Genomic DNA, 22,219 nt, shown 5'->3' on the forward strand with positions numbered 1-22,219 from the left:
CCCCGCCGCGACCGCCGCATTGCTGCTGGGCCGCGAACTTGTACAGGAACCTTCATGAAGCAGACATTGAAAACGCAGTTGGCGGCGGGCGCTGTGCTGGCGCCCGGCATCTACGACCCCTTGTCGGCGTTGATTGCCGAGCAGGCGGGCTTTGACGCGCTGTACCTGTCGGGCGCGTCGATTGCCTACACGCGGCTGGGGCGCTCGGACATCGGCCTGACCACGTATTCGGAAGTGGAGGATACGCTGGCCCGGATCACCGAACGCGTCGCGACGCCGGTGATCGTGGATGCCGACACGGGCTTTGGCAACGCCTTGAACACGCAGCGCACCGTGCGCGGCTTTGAACGGGCCGGCGCGGCCATGATTCAGCTGGAAGACCAGACGTTTCCCAAACGCTGCGGGCATCTGGACGGCAAAACGGTGATACCGGCCGCCGAGATGTGCGGCAAGCTGCGCGCGGCAGTGGACGCGCGGGTGTCAACGTCCACGCTGATACTGGCGCGCACCGACGCCGTGGCGGTTGAAGGGCTGGAGGCCGCGCTGGACCGCGCCGAGTCATATCTGGAAGCGGGAGCGGACGCGCTGTTCATTGAAGCCCTGCGTACGCCCGAGCACATGCAGGCGGCCTGCGCCCGCTTTGCCGCGCGCGTGCCGCTGCTGGCCAATATGGTGGAGGGCGGCAAGACGCCGGTGCAAAGCGCGGACGCGCTGACCGCGCTGGGCTTTCGCATCGTGATTTTTCCGGGTGGCACGGCGCGCGCCGTGGCGCACACCTTGCAGGGCTATTACGGCAGCCTGCGCCAGCACGGCACAACCGCGCCGTGGCAGGGACGGATGCTGGATTTCGATGGCCTGAACGCGGTGATCGGCACGCCTGAACTGCTGGAGCAGGGGCGGCGCTACGAGTGAGCCACGGCCCGCGATACGACGCCGGCGATTCAAGGCCGGCGACACCGGGCGGGCGACGATTGCCGGATGACGCGCTGGCGGCAGATTTGAATCGTTAAGGTCCGACTCCGGCTGCCACGCCTAACGCCTAACGCCTAACGCCTGACGCCTAACGCGCCGTGCGTTGATGCGGCACCAACGGCGGGGCGGGCTGGTCCGCGATCAGGTTCCAGAACCCCGGCAAGAAACACTCGGCCACCAGCAAGGGCTGACCCTGGCGCCAGAAGACGGACCTTCTGGCCCACACGCGGTTGGCGTCCTGCGCATGGCCGTCCGTGGGCAGCACGTCGCGCGCGGTGGCGTAGAACGGCACGGGCGAGGCCAAACGGCGGCAGGCAAAGGGGGACCGGATGACGGTGCTGTCGTGATACAGCATGTCGGCCAGCGGCCGGGTCAGCAGGCGGCGCATGCCTTGCCATGCGCCATGCGAGGCGCGCAGCGGCGTCAGGCTGCGGGCGGGCACGCTGTCCACGGCGTTCACCGACATCAGCACTTCACGGATCCACACGGGCGAACCGGGGGCGATGCCCATGGCCAGGGCTTCGTCAGCCGGTGCGCCGTCGGCGTATTCGGCCAGCACGCGCAGGCGCACCTGGCCTACCTGGCGCAAGCCGGCGGTGAGCGCGCCGGGGCGAAACAGCCAGTGGCGCATGGCGGGGGGCAGGACGGGCGGCGCGGCGGCCAGCCAGCCGGGAGCAAGCGGGGGGAGATGGGCGGCGGGTTTGATCATGGCTGCGTATTATGCCAAGACCCATGCCAAGACCCATGCCAAACCCGCTGGCACCCCGCCTGCGTCGCAATGCCCCGGGCGGGGTGCCTGCGGCAGGTCGAATGGAATAGCGGCGGTGCGGCGCGCGGCTTGCAACGCATACAATACCGCCCATGGAAAAAGTACGAATCTCCAAGCTCATGTCCGAGCGCGGACTCTGCTCGCGCCGCGAGGCCGACAGCTATATCGAACGCGGCTGGGTCCGCGTGGACGGCGAAGTGGTGTCCGAACTGGGCGCCAAGGCGTTTCCGGATCAGGTCATCACGCTGGAGCGCGCCGCGCAGGCGCGTCAGACCTCGCGCGTGACCATCCTGATCAACAAGCCGGTGGGCTATGTCTCGGGCCAGGCCGAAAAAGGCTATACGCCCGCCGTGGCGCTGATCGACTCGCGCTCGCGCTTTGCCGGCGACCGCCATCCGCAGCGTTTTGAACGCGCGCACCTGGACGGCCTGGCGGTGGCTGGGCGGCTGGACATCGATTCGCAAGGCTTGCTGGTGCTGACGCAAGACGGGCGCATCGCCAAGCACCTGATCGGCGAAGACTCCAGCGTGGACAAGGAATATCTGGTGCGGGTGCAGGGTGACTTGCCCGACCGTGGCCTGGAATTGCTGAATCATGGCCTGTCGCTGGACGGCAAGGCGCTGAAGCCCGCGCACGTGCGCTGGCAAAACCACGACCAGCTGCGTTTCGTGCTGCGCGAAGGCAAGAAACGCCAGATCCGCCGCATGTGCGAACTGGTCGGGTTGAAAGTCGTGGGCTTGAAGCGCGTGCGTATCGGCCGTGTGTCGCTGGGCGACCTGCCGCTGGGTCAGTGGCGGTATCTGCGCGACGACGAAGGCTTTTAGCGGGGCTCTAGTCCCCTTATCATTCAGCAACTAGTCAGCCCGGCCCGCCCGGGCTGTTCTTTCTGGCCGACAAGTGAATTCGGGCGTCAGCAGATTTTTCAGTCTGTTTCGAACGCACCGTTATTTCATGAACGCGGGCGTATCCTTCGCTTGCCCGTTGCTGCCCAGGCGCTCCATCAGGAATTCGATGAAGATCCGGGTCTTGGCCGGCAGCAGCCGCGTCTCGGTCACCGCATAGACAGGGAAGGGGCCCAGTTGCCAGTCCGGCAACACGCGCCGCAACTGCCCTGATTGCTGTTCGGCCGTCTGGCCGCCCACCAGCACCGCGATGCCCGCGCCCAGCATGGCCAGCCGCCGCGCCATGGCGACGCCGTTGACCGAAAACCGGTTGCCCGGCGTGAACTCAATGTGCTGGTCGCCGTTGCTAAGCGGCCATCGCGTCACGCGGCCCGCGCCTTCCGCGCGGAACTCAATGCACTCATGGCGAGTCAAGTCACTGGGATGTTTGGGTTCTCCGTGCTTTTCCAGGTAGTCGTGCGAGGCATACAGGTGGGCGGGCAGCATGCCCAGCAACCGGGCAATTTGCGTCGAGTCGGGCAGTTCGCCGATTTCGATCGAGATATCGCAGGTCTGAAACACGCGCGACGCGTGGTCCGGGTTTGCCAGGTCCAGGAAAAACGTGACGTCGGGATAGCGGCGGGAGAACTCCATGAACGATTCAGCCAGGAAGTCGGTGCCGAAATCCGCGGGCATGTTGACCCGCAGCGGCCCGGCCGGCGTATCGACCAGCTTTTGCAGTTCTTCATGGGCGATCTGCGCTTCGGCCACGATGCGCTGGCAGCGTTCGAAATACAGCCGCCCGGCGTCGGTCAGCTCGACCTTGCGGGTGGTGCGGCTCAACAAGCGCAGACCCACCGACTTTTCCAATTCGGCCACCTGGCGAGACAAGGTCGATTTAGGCACGCCCAGCGTTGCTGCAGCGCGGCTAAAACTACGTGTCTTGGCCACTTCGACGAAGAGTTCCATGCCTTGTAAGCGTTTCATGTCGAGATTCTTTCACAGACTCGGTGCGGGAAATTGTCCCATAAATGGAATGATGTTTTCTTTATCCGCCCCTTTGTTTCTGGGGCGGGATAACTCAGAATGCGGGTTCTGCAATGCAGCAATGCAATAAAGCCCTCTTGCGTTTTCAATGCCAATCCACCCATTCGAAGCACAAGACCTCCCCCTTATCGTGGGCGGAGGCGGGCTCCTTTTTTGTCGGAAATCGGGAATATCTATGAATAAGAAAAGCGCTATGTGGCGCAGCGCGGCAGTGCTCACGCTGACGGCATCGGCTCTCACCCTGGCCGCTTGCGGCAAGAAACAAGACGCACCGCAGGCGGGCAAACCGCAAGTCACCGTGGTGACACTGACCACGCAACCCGTTTCCCTGACCACTGAATTGCCGGGCCGCACGTCCGCGTTCCGCGTGGCCGAAGTGCGGCCCCAGGTGAATGGCATCGTGCAAAAGCGTTTGTTCACCGAAGGCGGCGAGGTCAAGGCCGGCCAGCAGCTTTATCAGATCGACCCGGCGCTTTACCAAGCCAGCCTCGACAGCCAGAAGGCGGCACTGGCGCGTGCCCAGGCGCAGCAAAAGACGGCCGCCTTGCTGGCCGAACGCTACAAGCCGCTGGTCGCCACGCGCGCCGTCAGCCAACAGACCTACGACAACGCCGTGGCGTCGCGCGACCAGGCCGCCGCCGATGTGTTGTCGGCCAAGGCCGCGCTGGACACCGCGCGCATCAATCTTGTCTACACCAAGGTGCTGTCGCCCATTGACGGCATCATCGGCCGTTCTTCGGTGACCGAAGGCGCGCTGGTGACGGCCAACCAGACCGGCGCCCTGGCCTCGGTGCAGCAGATCGACCCGATCTACGTTGACGTGACCCAATCCAGCGTGCAGTTGCTGCGCTTGCAGGACGCGCTGGCCAGCGGCCAACTGAAAAAGGCAGACGGCGAACAAGCCGCGCTGGTCACGCTGACGCTGGAAGACGGCTCGCAATACAAGCAGACCGGCAAGCTGCAATTCTCGGAAGTCACGGTCGACCAGGGCACCGGTTCCATCACGCTGCGCGCGGTGTTCCCGAACCCCGACCGTCGCCTGTTGCCCGGCATGTTCGTGCGTGCGCGGCTGGCTGACGGGGTGGCCGCCGACGGGCTGCTGGTGCCGCAACGCGGCGTGACGCGCAACCAGCGTGGCCTGCCGACGGCGCTTGTCGTCAACGCCAAGAACCAGGTTGAACTGCGTCAACTGAAGACCGACCGCGCCATTGGCGACAAGTGGCTGGTTACCGACGGCCTGGCCGCCGGCGACAAGGTGATCGTGGAAGGCTTGCAAATGGTGCGTCCGGGCGTCGAAGTCGTCGCCACCGAGGCAGGCGCCAACGCACAGCAGCCGCAGGCGGCCAATGCCGCCCCGGCCAAGCAGTAATCAGGGAGCCTTGCATGGCAAAGTTTTTTATCGATAGGCCGGTATTCGCGTGGGTGATCGCGATTGTGCTGATGATGGCCGGCGCGCTGTCCATCCTGCAATTGCCGGTCTCGCAGTACCCCAACATCGCGCCGCCCGCGATCGGCATCGCGGTGACCTACCCGGGCGCGTCCGCCCAAACCGTGCAGGACACCGTCGTGCAGGTCATCGAGCAGCAGATGAATGGCCTGGACGGCTTGCAGTACATCTCGTCGGAAAGCAATTCCGACGGCAGCATGTCCATCACGCTGACGTTCAAGCAGGGCACCAACCCGGACACGGCGCAGGTGCAGGTGCAGAACAAGCTGGCGCTGGCGCAGCCGCTGTTGCCGCAGGAAGTGCAGCAGCAGGGCATCCGCGTCACCAAGGCTACGAAGAACTTCCTGATCGTGGCGGGCTTCGTGTCCACCGACGGCACGATGACCAAGGACGACCTGGCCGACTACGTGGCCTCGTACGTGCAGGATCCCATCAGCCGCACGCAGGGCGTGGGTGACTTCCAGCTGTTCGGCTCGCAGTACGCGATGCGAATCTGGCTGGACCCGGCCAAGCTCGTGAACTACGGGCTGACCACGGTGGACGTGGTGACGGCGATCAAGGAACAGAACGTGCAGGTGTCGTCCGGCCAGTTGGGCGGCCTGCCGTCCGTGCGCGGGCAGCAACTGAACGCCACCATCATCGGGCCGTCGCGCCTGGAGAAGCCGGAAGACTTCGGCCGCATCCTGCTCAAGGTCAATGCCGATGGTTCGCAAGTGCGCCTGGGCGATGTCTCGCGCATCGAGCTGGGCGGCCAGACCTACGCTATCGACAGCTTCTACAACGGCAAGCCCGCCTCGGGCCTGGCGATCAAGCTGGCGCCGGGCGCCAACGCGCTGGACACGGCGCAGGCGGTGCGCGACACCATCAACAACCTGAAGCCGTACTTCCCGCCGGGCATGGACGTCGTCTATCCGTACGACACGACGCCGTTCGTCAGCCTGTCGATCCACGAAGTGTTCAAGACGCTGGTCGAAGCCATCATCCTGGTTTTCCTGGTGATGTACCTGTTCTTGCAGAACTTCCGCGCCACCATCATCCCCACGCTGGCCGTGCCGGTGGTGTTGCTGGGCACGTTCGGCGTGCTGGCCGCGTTCGGTTATTCCATCAACACGTTGACGATGTTCGGCATGGTGCTGGCCATTGGCCTCTTGGTGGACGACGCGATCGTGGTGGTGGAAAACGTCGAGCGCGTGATGGCCGAAGAGGGGCTGACGCCCAAGCAGGCCACGCGCAAATCCATGGGCCAGATCACCGGCGCGCTGATCGGTATTGCCATGGTGCTGGCCGCCGTGTTCATTCCGATGGCGTTCTTCGGCGGTTCCACCGGGGTGATCTACCGCCAGTTCTCGATCACGATCGTGTCGTCGATGGTGCTGTCGGTGCTGGTTGCCATCGTGTTTACGCCGGCCTTGTGCGCCACCTTGCTCAAGCCCATTCCGAAGGGCCATCACGGTTCCAAGAAGGGCTTCTTCGGTTGGTTCAACCGCTCGTTTGAACGCAGCAGCAACGGCTATGCCAATACCGTTGCGCGCGGGCTGAACCGCACCAAGCGGCTGATGGTCGTGTACCTGGCGTTGGTCATTGCCATGGGCTGGCTGTTCACGCGCATTCCCACGGCCTTCCTGCCGGCCGAGGACCAGGGCATTTTGTTTGCCCAGATCCAGACGCCGGCCGGCGCCACCGCCGAAGCCACCAAGGCCGTCATCGACGACGCCACCAAGTACCTGCTGACCGAAGAAAAGGATGCCGTGACATCGGTGTTCGCGGTTAACGGCTTCAACTTCGGCGGCCGTGGCCAAAACGCGTCCATCCTGTTCATCAAGCTGCGCGACTGGGAAGAACGCGGCGACGCCAGCCTGAAGGCCGGTGCCGTGGCGGCACGCGCCAACGCGCACTTCGGCAAGACCGAGCGCCGCGCGCAGCTGTTCGTGGTGCCGCCGCCTTCCGTGATGGAATTGGGTAACGTCACCGGCTTTGACTTCCAGCTGATGGACCGCGCCGGCGTGGGCCACGAAAAGCTGCTTGCCGCGCGCAACCAGCTGCTGGGGGAAGCCGCAAAGAGCCCGGTGCTGGTGGGCGTACGTCCCAACGGCATCGAAGACGCGCCGCAGTACCAACTGGATATCGACCGCGAAAAAGCGCGCGCGCTGGGCGTGGCCGTGTCGGACATCAACAGCACGCTGGCCACTGCGTGGGGCTCGTCGTACGTCAACGACTTCATCGACCGTGGCCGCGTGAAGAAGGTGTTCGCGCAGGGCGAGGCATCCTCGCGCATGCTGCCGGAAGACCTGAACAAATGGTACGTGCGCAACAACGCGGGCGACATGGTGCCGTTCTCGGCGTTCTCGAAAGCCACGTGGAGCTTCGGCCCGCAAAAGCTGAACCGCTATAACGGCGTGCCGTCCTACAACATCCAGGGTCAGGCAGCGCCGGGCTATAGCTCGGGCGCGGCTATGGAAGAAATGGAAAAGCTGGCGGCCAAGCTCCCGGTGGGCGTGGGCTTTGAATGGACGGGGCTGTCATTTGAAGAACGCCTGTCGGGGTCGCAAGCGCCGGCGCTGTACGCCATTTCGTTGATCGTGGTGTTCCTGTGCCTGGCCGCGCTGTATGAAAGCTGGTCCATCCCGACGGCGGTGATGCTGGTGGTGCCGCTGGGCATTATCGGCGTGCTGCTGGCGACGCTGGCGCGCGGGCTGTCCAACGACGTGTACTTCCAGGTGGGGTTGTTGACCACCGTGGGGTTGGCGGCCAAGAACGCGATTCTGATCGTGGAATTCGCCAAGGAACACTTTGAGTCCGGGGCAAGCCTGACGGAGTCGGCCATCCATGCCGCCCGCCAACGCCTGCGCCCCATCTTGATGACGTCGCTGGCGTTCATCCTTGGCGTGACGCCGCTGGCGATTTCGTCGGGCGCGGGTTCGGGCAGCCAGAACGCCATCGGCACCGGCGTGATCGGCGGCATGCTGACCGGCACGTTCCTGGCCATCTTCTTTGTTCCGGCCTTCTTCGTCATCATGCTGCGCGTGTTCAAGGTCAAGCGCATGAGCGAAAACCAAGACAAGCACGACACCAGCGCCAACGGCTCGCAGGAAGTGTCCGCCGAAGGACAACCGTAATGAAACTTCAGATGAGAACCTTGTTGTCTGTTTCCCTGGCGGCGGCCCTGGCGGGCTGCTCGCTGGCCCCGACCTACGAACGGCCCGACGCGCCCGTCAGCGCCAACTATCCCACGGGCCCGGCTTACAAGGCTGATGGCTCGCCGCTGGCCCAGGGCATGTCCACCGCCGACGTCGGCTGGCGCGATTTCTTCAGCGACCCGCTGTTGCAGCAGCTGATCGAACTGTCGCTGGCCAACAACCGGGACCTGCGCGTGGCTGCCTTGAACGTGGAGGCGGCGCGTGCGCAGTACCGTATCCAGCGTGCTGATCTGTTCCCCAGCGTGGGTGTGGCGGGGCAGGAATCCGCACAGCGCACGCCGGCGGATTTGTCGCCCAGCGGCCGTGCCACCACCAGCCGCAGTTACCAGGTGGGCGCGGCGATGTCCGCGTGGGAGCTGGACCTGTTCGGCCGCATCCGCAGCCTGAGCGACCAGGCGCTGGAGTCCTATCTGGCGCTGGACGAAACGCGCACGGCCACGCAACTGGCGTTGATTGCCGAAGTGGCCAACGCTTATCTGACCTTGCGCGCCGACCAGGAATTGCTGGGTCTGACGCGGGACACGCTAAAGAGCCAGGAAGACTCGTTCAAGCTGACGCAGCAAAGCTACGACCAGGGCCTGTCCACCGCGCTGGACCTGAGCCAGGCGGAAGTGTCGCTGCGCACGGCTCAGCGCAACCTGTCGCAATACACGCGTCAGGCGGCGCAGGACCGCAACGCGTTGACGCTGCTGGTGGGCCAGCCGATGTCGCCGGAAATCGTGGCGGCGCTGGACCAGGCGGTCAAGCTGGACGACGGCATGCTGCCGACCACCTTGCCGGCCGGCTTGCCTTCCGACCTGCTGGCGCGTCGCCCGGACATCCGCGCGGCCGAACATCAGCTCAAGGGCGCCAACGCCAACATTGGTGCGGCGCGCGCGGCGTTTTTCCCCACCATCAGCCTGACCGGCCAGGCGGGCACCGCCAGCGCCAGCCTGGGCGGCTTGTTCGAAGGCGGTTCGGGTGCGTGGAGCTTCGTGCCGCAGATCACCGTGCCGATCTTCGCGGGCGGTTCGCTGCAAGCGAATCTGGACCTGGCCAAGGTGCAGAAGAACATCCAGGTGGCGCAATACGAAAAGTCCATCCAGACGGGCTTTCGTGAAGTAGCCGACGCCCTGGCCGGGCGCGGCACGCTGGATGACCAGATCCAGGCCCAGCGCTTGCTGGTGGACGCCAACCAACGCGCCTATGACGTATCCGACCAGCGTTTCCGCCAGGGCATCGACGACTACCTGAGCGTGCTGGATTCGCAGCGTTCGCTGTACACGTCGCAACAGGCATTGGTGGATACGCGGCTGGCCCGGCTGTCCAACCTGGTTACCTTGTACAAGGTGCTGGGGGGCGGCTGGACCGAGCGCACGGTCACGGCGCAGACCCCGCCGGCGGCAGGTTCGTAGCGCCTTCGCCCAAAACAAAACGGGCCGATCGAAAGATCGGCCCGTTTTCTATTTGATGCTTGCCCGGCAGGGTGTCACGTGCGCTTGCGGGCGACAAGGCCAACCACGAACAGCACGATGATGGCGCCCACGACCGAGGCGATCCAGCCAGCCGGTTCGCCCTCTGCGTACCAGCCCATCGTCTGACCCAGGAAGCCGGCAACGACCGCGCCGATGATACCCAGGATGGTGGTCATGATGATCCCCATGTTCTGGTCTCCGGGCATGATGGCGCGGGCGATCAAGCCCACGATGAACCCGACGATGATCATGATGATAATGCTCATGCGCGTACTCCTTGCTTTAATAAAAAGGGGGCGATGTGCACTGATGATACCCACGCTTTTTGGGGGGCGGCTGTAACAACTGGTATGTGGCGCGGCCATGCAACAAGTCGGGCTATCGGGTCTGGATGGTGTCCGGGTCAGGAGGTAATGTCGATCAGTTGGGCGACATCCTTGGTCAGCGCCTGGACGCTGTCGGTGTCCGAGGCCAGCAGCCGCGCATGCCCGTCCTTGTCGAAAATGTACACGCCGCGGCTGTGCGTGACCTCGTACATGTCGGCGTCGTCGCCGGGGCGCGGCTTTTCAATCTGGTAGGCCACGCGGTAGCGCCGAGCCAGGTCGGCAATCTGCTTTTCGTCGCCCGTCACGCCGATGGCGTTGTTGTTGAAGGCGTTGACGTAGGCTTGCAGGATGTCGGGCGTGTCGCGATGCGGGTCGACGCTGACGAACACGATGCGCACGTTCTTGGCCTTGTCGCCCAGGTTTTGCAGCACGGCCGTCAACTGCGCCATGGTGGTGGGGCAGATGTCCGGGCAGCTGGCGTAGCCGAAGAACAGCATGACCGTCTTGCCCTTCAGGTCGTCGCTGCTGATGGTCTTGCCCCCCGCGCCGGGCAGCGAGAATTTCAGGTCGGGCAAATGCCCTTTGACGTTGTACAGCGTCCAGTCCACGTTCCGATCGCCGCAGGCGGCAAGAAACACGCAAAGGGCCAGCAGCAGACCACGCCAGGCGCGGCCGGTAATGAGGTGTCGCATGAGTCTCAGGAAAGGCCGAAAGGGTTGAAGGAACAATCCGTCCCGGAACAAGCCGGTCAAACCCGTTGATTCTACCTGCATGGATAGGGCTGGCCGGCGGCCGGCGAGGCGCATGGGGCGTTGGGCGCGCCCGGTTCTTGTCCTGGCGCAAACATCCGCTTCGGCCTCGGGCCTCGGGCCGATTTGTGAAGCTTTGTGGGGAGTGTGTTTGAGATGTCGCAAAGTCGTTCCATCGGCGATGCGCGCGGTCTATATTCAGAGCCTCGTCAGTAATACAGCTACAGGAAGGTCCTGAACGTGGATATGGCATCCGGCACGGCAATTCGTTATCCGTTGTTCCCGTATTACCCCGCAGTGGTCGAAATCCTGCATGACCGCAACGCCGGCCGCGTGCTGGATGCGCCCTGCGGAACAGGGTGGCTGGGCGATATGCTGTCCGCCCAGCGCGGCCGGCAAATTGACGTGGACGGCGTGGGCCTGTGGGAATTCCCGCCCGCCGACGCCGGCTATCGCTCAGTGACCGAGCACGATCTGGACACGCCCTTGAAGGTGGACACCGCCTACGATGCGGTGGTGTGCTGCGAGGCGATCCACCTGATGACAAACCCCGGTGTGCTGGCGCAGAGCCTGTACCAGGCGCTGCGGCCGGGGGGCACCTTGATCGTCACGACGCCCAACACCTGGTACCTGCGGTCCCGGTGGCAATTCCTGATGCGCGGGTTTCATTCCGGCTTTCGCCCCATGGTGGGCCGGCAGCGTGGCGTGGACTACATCGCGTATTTCCCGTTCAGCTTTCCGCAACTGCACCTGCTGCTGACGCATTACGGCTACACGGACATTACGCTGCATGAAGTCAACGAGCCCAAGCCCAAGCGCATGATCGAGCGTCTGCTGGCCGTGCCGTCGCGCCTGTATTACCGAGGCCGGGTGAAGGGGGCCGAGAACGAAGACGTGCGTCGCTTCTGGAAGCAGGCCGGGTCGGATCAGTCGGTGTATGGCCGCTGGCTGGTGGTGTCGGCGCGTCGTCCGGAGGAACCGGCGCCGGCGCCTGCGCAGGCCCGGGCGTAGAGCCTGGCGTAGAAAAAACCGCTGGCGCAGGCCCGGACGAAGTCGCGGGCGTAAAAAAGCCCGCAGCCATGCTAGCGCTGCGGGCTTTTTCTGCGCGGGGCAGGGCGATCAGCTGCCGCTCATTCCGCTGTGGCGCAGCAGCGCGTCAATGCGGGGCGCGCGGCCCCGGAACGCGGCGAACGAATCGGCCGCCGGGCGCGAGCCGCCCACGGCCAGCACTTCGCGCCGGAAGCGCGCGCCGGTTTCCGGGTCCAGCGTGCCCAGGGGGTTGTCCGGCTGCTTGGCCGCTGCTTCCTCAAAGGCCTCGTACGCGTCGGCCGACAGCACTTCCGCCCACTTGTAGCTGTAGTAGCCGGCGCCGTAGCCGCCGGCGAACAGGTGGGAAAACGCGTGCGGCAGACGATGCCAGGACGGCGGGAACAGCACGGCCACTTCCTGGCGCACTTCTTGCAACAGCGCCAGCACTTCCGAAATGGTGGCGCCCTTGGCGCGGTCGTGCATCAGCATGTCGAACAGGGCAAATTCGATCTGGCGCACCGCCTGCATGCCGCTTTGGAAATTGCGCGCGGCAACCAGGCGGTCGTACAGCGCGCGCGGCAGCGGTTCACCGGTGTCCACGTGCGCCGACAGCTTTTGCACCACGGCCCATTCCCAGCAGAAGTTTTCCATGAACTGCGACGGCAGTTCGATGGCATCCCATTCAACGCTGGCAAAGGCCGCCGCGCCGGGCTCGTCCACCTCGGACAGCAGCGCGTGCAGCGCATGGCCGGTTTCGTGGAACAGCGTGATGACGTCGTCGTGCGTAAGCACGGCGGCGCGGTCCCCGTTAGGGCGCGAGAAGTTGCAGGTCAGGGTGACCACGGGCGTCTGCACGTGGCCCGCGACGACGCGGCGGGCGCGTTCGCTATCGACCCAGGCGCCGCTTTGCTTGCCCGAGCGGGCGTACAGGTCCAGGTACAGATAGCCGATCAAGCCGCCATCCGCGCGCTCGACGCGCACGCCGCGCGCGTCGCTGTGCCAGGTGGAGACGGGCGTTTCGGTCAGACGCACGTCGAACAGTTTTTCGATGACGTCGAACAGGCCGGCCAGCACACGCGGTTCGGTGAAGTACTGCTTCACTTCGTCTTCGGAATAGGCATAGCGCGATTCGCGCAGGCGTTCCGATGCAAAGGCCACGTCCCAGGGTTGCAGCTCGTCCAGGCCCAGTTCGCCGGTGGCGTAGGCCTTGAGTTCAGCCAGGTCGCGTTGCGCAAACGGTTTGGCGCGGGCGGCCAGGTCACGCAAAAAGACGGTGACTTCGCCGGCGTCGCGCGCCATGCGGGTTTGCAAGCGCAGCGAGGCGTAGGTGCCCAGGCCCAGCAGGCCGGATTCTTCGGCGCGCAGCGACAGCAGTTCTTCGATCAAGGGGGAATTGTCGAACTTGGCATCGCCTTGTTCGGACGCCACGGTGCCGTAGCCGCGATACAGCGCTTCGCGCAGCGTACGGTCTTGCGCGTACTGCATCACGGGCAGGTAGCAGGGCATTTTCAGCGTCAGCTTCCAGCCCGTCTTGCCGTCTTCTTCGGCGGCGGCGCGGGCGGCGGACAGCACATCGGCGGGGATGCCGGCCAGGCGCGATTCATCGTCCACCAGCAGCGACCAGGCGTCGATGGCGTCCAGCACGTTTTCGGAAAACTTCTGCGACGCCTGGGCTTCACGGTCGGAGATCTGCGCGTAGCGTTCGCGGTCGGCGCCTTGCAGTTCCACGCCGCTCAGGCGGAAGTCGCGCAGCGCCATGTCGACGATGCGGCGGCGCACGGGCGACCATGATGCGAAGTCGGGGGCGGCGGCCAGGCGCTGGTATTGCTGGTACAGGCCTTCGTGCAGCCCGACCCAGGTTGAAAATTCGGTGATCAACGGCAGCGCGGCGTTATAGGCTTCGCGCAGTTCGGGCGTGTTGACGACAGCGTTCAGGTGCCCGGCTACCGACCACGCGCGCCACAGGCGTTCAGAGGCGGTGTCCAGCGGTTCAACCACGGCTTCCCAGGTGGGCGCCAGCGTGGTGTCGGCGGCGTGGTCCACGGCCTTGCGGGCGATGCCCAGCAGTTCTTCCACGGCCGGCACGATGTGCTCGGGCTTGACGGCCGCGTAGTCGACCAGATCGGAAACGGGGGCAAGCAAGGGGTTCTGGGTCATGGTGTTACCGGGATCGGGATGTGAAAAGGCGGGGGCGGACCAGGACGGCGCCAACAATGGGACCGACGGCCGCAAAAGACATAGGAATCAGATAGGGACGATCCGCCCGAAAGCAAGGCCCGTCAAGCCCACATGCGGCAAGGGCAATGCGCAGCCGTTGCCGGCCTGCGCATTGCCCTTGTGATGGGTCTGAAACGCGTCAGCCCGCCGCGCGTTCGGCGGCTTCGACCGTGTTGACCAGCAACATGGCGATGGTCATGGGGCCCACGCCGCCGGGCACGGGCGTGATGGCGCCGGCCACTTCCTTGGCGGAGGCAAAGTCCACGTCGCCGCACAGCTTGCCGTCTTCGCCACGGTTGATGCCCACGTCGATGACCACGGCGCCGGGCTTGATCATCGAACCGTCGATCATGCCGGGCTTGCCGGTGGCCACCACCAGGACGTCGGCGCGGCGGGTTTGGGCCGCCAGGTCGCGCGTCTTGGAATTGCAGATGGTGATGGTGGCGCCGGCGGCAAGCAGCAACATGGCCATCGGCTTGCCGACGATGTTGCTGGCGCCCACGATCACGGCTTCCGCGCCACGCAGCGTCACGCCTTCCGATTCCAGCATCTTCATCACGCCGTAGGGCGTGCAGGGGCGGAACAGCGGCTGGCCGGTCATGAGCAGGCCGGCGTTGCTGACGTGAAACCCGTCCACGTCCTTCTCGGCCGAGATGGCCTCGATGACCTTGTGGGCGTCCATGTGCTTGGGCAACGGCAACTGCACCAGGATGCCGTGGATGGTCGGGTCCTGGTTCAACACGGCGATGCGGGCCAGGAGTTCGGCCTCGGTCATGTCGGCCGGGTACTGTTCCTTGACGGAATGCAGGCCGGCTTTTTCGCAGGCGGCAACCTTGTTGCGCACGTAAACCTGGGACGCGGGGTCCGCGCCCACCAGCACCACGGCCAGACCCGGGCGCGTGCCCTTGGCCGCCAGGGTGGCCACGCGCTGGGCAACTTCTTCACGAATGCGCAGCGACAGGGCCGCGCCGTCAATAATCCTGGCGGTCATGCATGCGCCTCGGGTTTGGCCAAGGCCACTTTCATCAAATCAGCAACGGTAGTCACTTCCAGTTTTTCCATAATGTTGGCGCGGTGCGCCTCGACGGTCTTGATGCTGATGCCCAGATCGTCGGCAATCTGCTTGTTCAAGCGGCCGGCGACGATGCGCTCCAGCACCTGCTGCTCGCGCGCGGTCAGGCGCGCCAGCATGGCTTCGTGGTCCTTTTGGGCCTGGTGCTTGGACACGCGCTGCGTGGCTTGCTCAAGCATGCGCGCAACGATCTCGCGCAGGTCCGATTCGTTGAAGGGCTTTTCCAGGAAGTCGACAGCGCCTTTCTTCATCGTGGAAACGGCCATCGGAACGTCGCCGTGGCCGGTGATGAACACGATGGGCAGGGGGGCGTTGCGGGCAATGAGCTGTTCCTGGAGTTCCAGGCCGCTCATGCCGGGCATGCGCACATCGGCGATCAGCACGCCGATCTGGCTGGCGTCGTAGTCTTCCAGGAAGGATTCGCCGCTGGCATAGGCGCGAACGCGATAGCCATTGGCTTCCAACAGCCAGCGCAGCGAATCGCGGACCGCTTCGTCGTCGTCAACTATGAATACCGTGCTCGACAGGTGGGGCGTGTTCATGCGTGCAACTCCTCGGACTGATCATTCTGGGCCTGCGGCTGGGAAGCAGCGCAGGGCAGGGTAAAGCGGAAAATAGTACCGCCAGCGGGGTTGGGGTCCGCCCACAGACGGCCGTGGTGCGATTCAATAATGGTACGGCAGATGTTCAGCCCCATGCCCAGGCCCTGGGTCTTGGTGCTGAAGAACGGTTCGAACAGGCGTTCGGGCTCGGCCAGGCCATGGCCGCGGTCTACCACGGCCACTTCGATATGCTGCTCGTGCAGGATCACGGCGACTTTCAATTCGTCCGATTCGCTGTTTTCCATGGCTTCCAGCCCGTTCTTGAGCAGGTTCAACAGCACCTGTTCGATCAAGATGGGGTCGGCCAGCACGTCGGGCGCATTCGACGGCACAAAGCTGTCGATGCGGATGCGGCGCTTGCGGGCGTCGATTTCGGCAAAGCCGATGGCGTTGTCGACAATGCGGCCAATGGCCACGCGCTGGCGGCGCGGCTCGCTGCGCTTCACGAATTCGCGGATGCGGCTGATGATCTTGCCCGCGCGCTCGGCCTGCGACGCGGCTTTTTCCAGCGCGGGCAGCAGCATGTTGGGGCTGGTGTGGCCGGCCTTGACCAAGGCGACCGCGCCCATGCTGTAGTTGGCGATGGCGGTCAGCGGCTGGTTCAGTTCGTGCGCCAGCGACGAGGCCATTTCGCCCATCGTCGTCAGGCGGCTGGTCAGCTGGATCTTTTCCTGTTGCACGCGGGACGCTTCTTCGTGGCCACGGCGCTCGGTGATGTCGCGCGCCACCTGCATGCGCACGCGGCGGCCGTCCGTCCAGGCCAGCATGCGGTGGTGCACTTCAAACCAGCGCTGCACCGACGGCGCGAACACTTCCACGGATTCATCGGTGAAGCGGCCACGGCGGCCGGCCAGCAGTTCGTCGTGGCCGCCCGTCTGTGCGCCGAACACGCGGCGATAGGTGCGGTTGGCAAACAGCAGTTCCAGGCCATCGTGCGTGTCGGCCGTAACCGAAATGGCGTCGTCCAGGCCTTCCAGCACGGTCATGAAGCGTTCGTGCGCGGCGGTCAGGGCTTCGCGGATGCGCTTGGGTTCGGTGATGTCGGTCATCGACGTCATCCAGCCGATCTGGTTGCCGTTGGGGTCCAGCAAAGGCGACACATACATGCGCGCGGTGAAGCGCGAGCCGTCGCGGCGTTGCGCTTCCACTTCCAGGCCGCTGCTGGGCGTCTTGCCCGACATCAGCACGTCCAGCGTGTGCTGGTGTTGTTCATGGCGGCCGGGCACCCAATAAGGAAAGGGCGGGCTGCGGCCGATCAGGTCGGCTTCGTTCCAGCCGATCATGCGGCAGAACGCCGGGTTTACGTAGGCGATGCGGCCTTCCATATCCAGCACGCGCATGCCGGTGGACATGGAATTTTCCATGGCGCGGCGAAAGCCGGTCTCGGCGATCAGCGCGGCCTCGGCGGTGGAACGAAAGCGGGTATAGCGCCACAGCATCAACAGGCTGATGACGATCACGCAAGACAATGCCAGCACCACCCATATCAGGCGTTGCTGGCGCATTTCCTGGTCGATCGTCACAAACATGACGCTATCGTCATGAATGCGTTGCAGCCAGAAGAACACCCCCATCACACAGATGTACAGGATCAACACCATGGCGGGCGTGACCCAATACACGCCGCGGCGGCGAGTGCGGGCGTGATCGTGGAACGGCGTAGGAATATTGGACTTGGGCGCGCTGGACATGGAATTCGGGCCAGATAGACCGCGCATTTTAGTGCGTGTTGGGCGGGAATTGCCGGGAATCAAGCCCTGCTTTTGGCCTAGGCCATAAAAAGACCGGTCAGAGGCCGTTCAGCGGATGGTCAACATTTCGCATTATGAAATGCCGTACCGCAACATGAAATTTTCCTTGCGACCGGTTAATCTTCTTTCTTAGAATGCCGGCTGATAGGGAACCGACCCAAAGCAGGTCTCTAGAAAAAACACCCCGACCCATGCCTGACATGGTAGCCCGGATGATCCCGGCTACCATGCAGAGTCCGCGAGTAGAACCATCAAGCGGGTGTGGTCACGACGAACCCCAACAGGAGACACACGATGTCCTCTTTCGCCCAGGCTGGCGCCCCGCAGGCTGCCAACGACGAAGACACCCTTGAAACCCAGGAGTGGCTCGAAGCCCTGGCGGCAGTCCTTGATCGCGAAGGGCCGCAGCGCGCGCACTACCTGCTGGAACGCCTGATCGACGAAGCGCGTCGTTCGGGCGCCCACATCCCGTTCTCGCCGAATACCGCTTACGTCAACACGATTCCGCCGGGCCTGGAGCCCGCGCATCCGGGCAACCTGGAACTGGAAACGCGTATCCGTTCGTACGTGCGCTGGAACGCCATGGCCATGGTCGTCAAGGCCAACAAGCACAACCCGCCGGACGGCGGCGACCTGGGCGGCCACATCGCATCGTTTGCCTCGCTGGCCACCATGATCGGCTGCGGCCAGAACCACTTCTGGCACGCCGAAGACGAAAACCACGGCGGTGACCTGGTCTACTTCCAGGGCCACACGTCGCCCGGCATGTACGGCCGCGCCTACCTTGAAGGCCGCCTGACCGAAGAACAGCTGAACCACTTCCGCCAGGAAGTGGACGGCAAGGGCCTGTCGTCCTACCCGCACCCGAAGCTGATGCCGGATTTCTGGCAATTCCCGACGGTGTCGATGGGCCTGGGCCCGCTGATGGCCATCTATCAAGCCCGCTTCCTGAAGTACCTGCACGCCCGCGGCATTGCCGACACCAGCAACCGCAAGGTCTGGGTGTTCTGCGGCGACGGCGAAATGGACGAACCGGAATCGCTGGGCGCCATCGCCCTGGCCGCGCGTGAAAAGCTCGACAACCTGATCTTCGTGGTGAACTGCAACCTGCAACGCCTGGACGGTCCGGTGCGCGGCAACGGCAAGATCATCCAGGAACTGGAAGGCGACTTCCGCGGTTCGGGCTGGAACGTCATCAAGCTGATCTGGGGCGGTTACTGGGACCCGCTGCTTGCGCACGACAAGGAAGGCATCCTGCGCCAGATCATGGAAGAAACCGTGGACGGCGAGTACCAGGCGTACAAGGCCAACGACGGCAAGTTCGTCCGTGAACATTTCTTCGGCAAGCACCCGAAGCTGCTGGAAGCCGTCTCGCGCATGAGCGACGAAGACATCTGGCGCCTGAACCGTGGCGGCCACGACCCGCACAAGGTGTACGCCGCGTTCGACGCCGCCACCAGCCACACCGGGCAACCCACCGTCATCCTGGCCAAGACCATCAAGGGCTACGGCATGGGTCACGTGGGCCAGGCCAAGAACCCCACCCACCAGCAAAAGAAGCTGGAACTGGAATCCATCCGCGAATTCCGCGATCGCTTCGGCATCCCGATTCCGGACGATCAACTGGAAGACCTGCCGTACTTCAAGCCGGCCGAAGATTCGCCGGAAATGAAGTACCTGCACGAGCGCCGCGCCGCGCTGGGCGGCTATCTGCCGCGCCGCCGCGCCAAGGCTGACGAGCAGTTGAAGGCCCCCGCGCTGGACGCCTTCAAAGCCGTGCTGGAACCCACCGCCGAAGGCCGTGAAATCTCCACCACGCAAGCCTTCGTGCGCATCCTGAACCAGGTGCTGCGCGACAAGGAACTGGGCCCGCGCGTCGTGCCGATCCTGGCCGACGAATCGCGTACCTTCGGTATGGAAGGCCTGTTCCGCCAGATCGGTATCTATGCGCCGGAAGGTCAGAAGTACACGCCGGTCGATAAGGACCAGGTCATGTACTACAAGGAGTCGGCCGACGGCCAGCTTCTGCAGGAAGGCATCAACGAAGCGGGCGCAATGAGCTCGTGGATCGCGGCGGCCACGTCGTATTCCTCGAACAACCGCATCATGATTCCGTTCTTCATCTACTACTCGATGTTCGGGTTCCAGCGCATTGGCGATCTGGCCTGGGCGGCGGGCGACATGCAGGCGCGCGGCTTCCTGTTGGGCGGCACCGCCGGCCGCACGACGCTGAACGGCGAAGGCTTGCAGCACGAAGACGGCCACAGCCACATCCTGGCGTCCACCATTCCGAACTGCGTGTCGTACGACCCGACGTTCGGCCATGAGCTGGCCGTGATCATCCAGCATGGCCTGAAGCGCATGGTGGAAGACCAGGAAAACGTCTATTACTACCTGACGGTGATGAACGAAAACTACCCGCAGCCCGGTCTGACCCAGGGCGACGAGGAAGGCATCATCAAGGGCATGTACAAGCTGAAGACGCACGGCAAGGGCAAGAACCGCGTGCAGCTGATGGGCTCGGGCACGATCCTGCGCGAAGTCATGGCGGCGCAGGAACTGCTGGACGCCGACTGGGGCGTGGCATCGGATCTGTGGAGCGTCACCAGCTTCACCGAACTGCGCCGCAACGGCCTGGACGCCGAGCGCCACAACATGCTGCACCCCGACGAAAAGAAGCCGCAAGTGGCTTACGTCACGGAACAGCTGGCCAAGACGGAAGGCCCGATCATCGCGTCGACCGACTACATGAAGCTCTTTGCCGACCAGATCCGTCCGTTCGTGCCCAAGGGCCGCGAATACAAGGTGCTGGGCACCGACGGTTTCGGCCGCTCGGACTTCCGCGCCAAGCTGCGTGAGCACTTTGAAGTGGATCGCCACTTCGTCGTGGTTGCCGCGCTGCGCGCACTGGCAGACGAAGGCAAGGTTCCGATGGCCAAGGTGGCGGAAGCCATCAAGAAGTACGGCATCAATCCGAACAAAGCCAACCCGCAATACGCCTGAGGGTAAAGAGACATGAGCAACATCGTGCAAATCAAGGTTCCCGATATCGGCGACTTCAAGGAAGTGGAAGTCATTGAAGTGTTGGTGGCGGTGGGCGACACGATCAAGGCCGAACAAAGCCTGATCACCGTCGAATCCGACAAGGCTTCGATGGAAATCCCCGCGTCGCAAGGCGGCGTGGTGAAGTCCATCACCGTGAAGGTTGGCGACAAGGTTGCCGAAGGCGCCGTCGTGCTGGAAGTGGAACCCGAAGCCGAAGGCTCGGGAGCCGCCCCGGCCGCCAAGGAAGAGGCCCCCAAGGCCGCTGCCAAGGAAGCGCCGAAGCAGGCTGCTGCCGCGGCTCCCGCCGCCAAGGCGGAAGCCGCCGCGCCGGCCGCCAGCAGCGGCCCGGTCAATATCGAAGTGCCGGACATCGGTGACTTCAAGGAAGTGGAAGTCATCGAAGTGATGGTCGCCGTGGGCGACACCATCAAGGCCGAGCAAAGCCTGATCACCGTTGAGTCCGACAAGGCCTCGATGGAGATCCCGGCCTCGCAAGGCGGCGTGGTCAAGGAAGTGAAGGTCAAGGTGGGCGACAAGGTTGCCAAGGGTTCGGTTGTTGTCGTCGTCGAAGGCGACGCCGGCGCTGCGCCTGCCGCCAAGTCCGAAGCCACGTCCGACGCCAAGCCGGAAGCCAAGGCCGAAGCCAAGAGCGAAGCCAAGGCTGAAGCGCCTGCTGCCGCGCCCGCGTCGCGCCCGGCGCCTGCCGCCGCGCTGGAAGACCCCAACCTGAAGCCGGGCCAACTGCCCCACGCGTCGCCGTCCGTGCGCAAGTTTGCGCGCGAACTGGGCGTGAACCTCAGCAAGGTCAAGGGTTCGGGTCCCAAGGAACGCATCACCGCCGACGACGTGCGCGGTTTCGTCAAGCAAGCGCTGGCCGCTGCACCGGCTGCCGCAGCCGGCGGTTCGGCCGATGGCGCCGCGCTGGGCCTGTTGCCGTGGCCCAAGGTTGACTTCACCAAGTTCGGCCCGATCGAAGCGAAGCCGCTGTCGCGCATCAAGAAGATTTCCGGCGCGAACCTGCACCGCAACTGGGTCATGATCCCGCACGTCACCAACAACGACGAAGCGGACATCACCGACCTGGAAGCGCTGCGCGTCACGCTGAACAAGGAAAACGAGAAGTCGGGCGTCAAGGTCACGATGCTGGCCTTCCTGATCAAGGCCGTGGTTGCCGCCTTGAAGAAATTCCCCGAGTTCAACGCCTCGCTGGACGGCGACAACCTGGTGCTAAAGCAGTACTACCACATCGGTTTTGCCGCCGACACGCCCAACGGGCTGGTGGTGCCGGTGATTCGCGACGCCGACAAGAAGGGCATCTTGCAGATCGCGCAAGAAATGACGGACCTGTCCAAGAAGGCGCGCGACGGCAAGATCTCGCCCGCTGACATGCAGGGCGGCTGCTTCTCGATTTCGTCCTTGGGCGGTATCGGCGGCACGTCTTTCACGCCGATCATCAACGCGCCCGAAGTGGCCATCCTGGGCGTGTCGCGTTCCGCGCACAAGCCCGTCTGGGACGGCAAGCAGTTCGTGCCGCGCCTGATCGTGCCGCTGTCGCTGTCGTACGACCACCGCGTCATCGACGGCGCCTCCGCTGCCCGCTTCAACGCCTATCTGGGCGCCTTGCTGGCCGACTTCCGCCGCATCGCGCTGTAAACGGGGAG

At 64.3% G+C, this 22,219-nt stretch carries 16 protein-coding genes; 8 read left to right on the forward strand and 8 right to left on the reverse strand.

The genetic code is table 11. The annotated features are described in order from the left end of the window. Positions 1 to 54 precede the first annotated feature (54 nt). Positions 55 to 912, forward strand: coding sequence for an isocitrate lyase/PEP mutase family protein (locus ACNPP0_RS11545; protein ID WP_448705947.1), 858 nt, complete (start codon positions 55 to 57; stop codon positions 910 to 912). Positions 913 to 1,060: 148 nt separating this feature from the next. Here ACNPP0_RS11545 and ACNPP0_RS11550 read toward each other — a convergent pair whose 3' ends face one another. Further along, entirely contained in the window at positions 1,061 to 1,681 is a 621-nt protein-coding gene (locus ACNPP0_RS11550) for a chorismate--pyruvate lyase family protein (protein WP_332607573.1), read from the reverse strand. A 152-nt stretch (positions 1,682 to 1,833) separates the two neighbouring features. Here ACNPP0_RS11550 and ACNPP0_RS11555 point away from each other — a divergent pair, with 152 nt between their 5' ends. Then, positions 1,834 to 2,565 (forward strand): pseudouridine synthase, encoded by a 732-nt coding sequence (locus tag ACNPP0_RS11555; RefSeq protein ID WP_046806415.1) that lies wholly within the window; start codon positions 1,834 to 1,836, stop codon positions 2,563 to 2,565. Between the two features lie 120 nt (positions 2,566 to 2,685). On the opposite strand, the gene ACNPP0_RS11560 is transcribed toward ACNPP0_RS11555, so the two are convergent. Then, a complete protein-coding gene (locus ACNPP0_RS11560; RefSeq protein ID WP_332608914.1) occupies positions 2,686 to 3,591 on the reverse strand; it encodes a LysR family transcriptional regulator in 906 nt (301 codons plus the stop codon). Positions 3,592 to 3,862: 271 nt separating this feature from the next. On the opposite strand from ACNPP0_RS11560, the gene ACNPP0_RS11565 reads away from it, so the two are divergent. From ACNPP0_RS11565 to adeC, 3 genes are read left to right on the forward strand one after another with little or no spacing between them, the layout of a single operon-like run. Next, positions 3,863 to 5,038, forward strand: coding sequence for an efflux RND transporter periplasmic adaptor subunit (locus ACNPP0_RS11565; RefSeq protein ID WP_332608915.1), 1,176 nt, complete (start codon positions 3,863 to 3,865; stop codon positions 5,036 to 5,038). A 14-nt stretch (positions 5,039 to 5,052) separates the two neighbouring features. Further along, complete coding sequence (locus tag ACNPP0_RS11570) at positions 5,053 to 8,232, forward strand: efflux RND transporter permease subunit (protein ID WP_332607575.1); 3,180 nt, start codon at positions 5,053 to 5,055, stop codon at positions 8,230 to 8,232. Beyond that, positions 8,232 to 9,707: an AdeC/AdeK/OprM family multidrug efflux complex outer membrane factor gene (adeC, locus tag ACNPP0_RS11575; protein ID WP_332607577.1), complete on the forward strand. Its 1,476-nt coding sequence runs from the start codon at positions 8,232 to 8,234 to the stop codon at positions 9,705 to 9,707. The genes ACNPP0_RS11570 and adeC overlap by 1 nt, the downstream gene beginning before the upstream one ends. Positions 9,708 to 9,781: 74 nt before the next feature. On the opposite strand, the gene ACNPP0_RS11580 is transcribed toward adeC, so the two are convergent. Beyond that, positions 9,782 to 10,033 (reverse strand): GlsB/YeaQ/YmgE family stress response membrane protein, encoded by a 252-nt coding sequence (locus ACNPP0_RS11580; protein WP_332607579.1) that lies wholly within the window; start codon positions 10,031 to 10,033, stop codon positions 9,782 to 9,784. A 137-nt stretch (positions 10,034 to 10,170) separates the two neighbouring features. Continuing rightward, a complete protein-coding gene (locus ACNPP0_RS11585) occupies positions 10,171 to 10,785 on the reverse strand; it encodes an SCO family protein (RefSeq protein WP_332607581.1) in 615 nt (204 codons plus the stop codon). Positions 10,786 to 11,088: 303 nt separating this feature from the next. Between ACNPP0_RS11585 and ACNPP0_RS11590 the strand changes: the two genes are divergently transcribed. Then, positions 11,089 to 11,853 (forward strand): class I SAM-dependent methyltransferase, encoded by a 765-nt coding sequence (locus tag ACNPP0_RS11590; protein WP_448705965.1) that lies wholly within the window; start codon positions 11,089 to 11,091, stop codon positions 11,851 to 11,853. 108 nt (positions 11,854 to 11,961) lie between these two features. Here the strand turns inward: ACNPP0_RS11590 and ACNPP0_RS11595 are convergent, their stop codons facing one another. From ACNPP0_RS11595 to ACNPP0_RS11610, 4 genes are all read right to left on the reverse strand, one after another. Beyond that, positions 11,962 to 14,028 (reverse strand): M3 family metallopeptidase, encoded by a 2,067-nt coding sequence (locus tag ACNPP0_RS11595; RefSeq protein WP_448705948.1) that lies wholly within the window; start codon positions 14,026 to 14,028, stop codon positions 11,962 to 11,964. A 199-nt stretch (positions 14,029 to 14,227) separates the two neighbouring features. After that, on the reverse strand, positions 14,228 to 15,079 hold the full coding sequence (gene folD, locus ACNPP0_RS11600; protein ID WP_332607583.1) for a bifunctional methylenetetrahydrofolate dehydrogenase/methenyltetrahydrofolate cyclohydrolase FolD: 852 nt from the start codon (positions 15,077 to 15,079) through the stop codon (positions 14,228 to 14,230). Beyond that, on the reverse strand, positions 15,076 to 15,702 hold the full coding sequence (locus ACNPP0_RS11605) for a response regulator transcription factor (protein WP_006219003.1): 627 nt from the start codon (positions 15,700 to 15,702) through the stop codon (positions 15,076 to 15,078). Before ACNPP0_RS11605 ends, folD begins: the two co-directional genes overlap by 4 nt. Further along, positions 15,699 to 17,453 carry a PAS domain-containing sensor histidine kinase gene (locus ACNPP0_RS11610; RefSeq protein ID WP_006219004.1) on the reverse strand — a complete coding sequence of 585 codons (1,755 nt, stop codon included), beginning with the start codon at positions 17,451 to 17,453 and terminating at the stop codon, positions 15,699 to 15,701. The genes ACNPP0_RS11605 and ACNPP0_RS11610 overlap by 4 nt, the downstream gene beginning before the upstream one ends. 354 nt (positions 17,454 to 17,807) lie before the next feature. Here ACNPP0_RS11610 and aceE point away from each other — a divergent pair, with 354 nt between their 5' ends. Then, entirely contained in the window at positions 17,808 to 20,516 is a 2,709-nt protein-coding gene (gene aceE, locus ACNPP0_RS11615; RefSeq protein WP_448705949.1) for a pyruvate dehydrogenase (acetyl-transferring), homodimeric type, read from the forward strand. 12 nt (positions 20,517 to 20,528) lie between these two features. Next, complete coding sequence (aceF, locus tag ACNPP0_RS11620) at positions 20,529 to 22,211, forward strand: dihydrolipoyllysine-residue acetyltransferase (RefSeq protein ID WP_448705950.1); 1,683 nt, start codon at positions 20,529 to 20,531, stop codon at positions 22,209 to 22,211. Positions 22,212 to 22,219 lie beyond the last annotated feature (8 nt).

The organism is Achromobacter semiaridum (genome assembly GCF_053543755.1).

Bases quoted from the DNA above. Each gene is read 5' to 3' on its own strand.
- ACNPP0_RS11545 (WP_448705947.1), top strand. From the start codon at position 55: ATGAAGCAGACATTGAAAACGCAGTTGGCGGCGGGCGCTGTGCTGGCG.
- ACNPP0_RS11550 (WP_332607573.1), bottom strand. From the start codon at position 1,681: ATGATCAAACCCGCCGCCCATCTCCCCCCGCTTGCTCCCGGCTGGCTG.
- ACNPP0_RS11555 (WP_046806415.1), top strand. From the start codon at position 1,834: ATGGAAAAAGTACGAATCTCCAAGCTCATGTCCGAGCGCGGACTCTGC.
- ACNPP0_RS11560 (WP_332608914.1), bottom strand. From the start codon at position 3,591: ATGGAACTCTTCGTCGAAGTGGCCAAGACACGTAGTTTTAGCCGCGCT.
- ACNPP0_RS11565 (WP_332608915.1), top strand. From the start codon at position 3,863: ATGTGGCGCAGCGCGGCAGTGCTCACGCTGACGGCATCGGCTCTCACC.
- ACNPP0_RS11570 (WP_332607575.1), top strand. From the start codon at position 5,053: ATGGCAAAGTTTTTTATCGATAGGCCGGTATTCGCGTGGGTGATCGCG.
- adeC (WP_332607577.1), top strand. From the start codon at position 8,232: ATGAAACTTCAGATGAGAACCTTGTTGTCTGTTTCCCTGGCGGCGGCC.
- ACNPP0_RS11580 (WP_332607579.1), bottom strand. From the start codon at position 10,033: ATGAGCATTATCATCATGATCATCGTCGGGTTCATCGTGGGCTTGATC.
- ACNPP0_RS11585 (WP_332607581.1), bottom strand. From the start codon at position 10,785: ATGCGACACCTCATTACCGGCCGCGCCTGGCGTGGTCTGCTGCTGGCC.
- ACNPP0_RS11590 (WP_448705965.1), top strand. From the start codon at position 11,089: ATGGCATCCGGCACGGCAATTCGTTATCCGTTGTTCCCGTATTACCCC.
- ACNPP0_RS11595 (WP_448705948.1), bottom strand. From the start codon at position 14,028: ATGACCCAGAACCCCTTGCTTGCCCCCGTTTCCGATCTGGTCGACTAC.
- folD (WP_332607583.1), bottom strand. From the start codon at position 15,079: ATGACCGCCAGGATTATTGACGGCGCGGCCCTGTCGCTGCGCATTCGT.
- ACNPP0_RS11605 (WP_006219003.1), bottom strand. From the start codon at position 15,702: ATGAACACGCCCCACCTGTCGAGCACGGTATTCATAGTTGACGACGAC.
- ACNPP0_RS11610 (WP_006219004.1), bottom strand. From the start codon at position 17,453: ATGTCCAGCGCGCCCAAGTCCAATATTCCTACGCCGTTCCACGATCAC.
- aceE (WP_448705949.1), top strand. From the start codon at position 17,808: ATGTCCTCTTTCGCCCAGGCTGGCGCCCCGCAGGCTGCCAACGACGAA.
- aceF (WP_448705950.1), top strand. From the start codon at position 20,529: ATGAGCAACATCGTGCAAATCAAGGTTCCCGATATCGGCGACTTCAAG.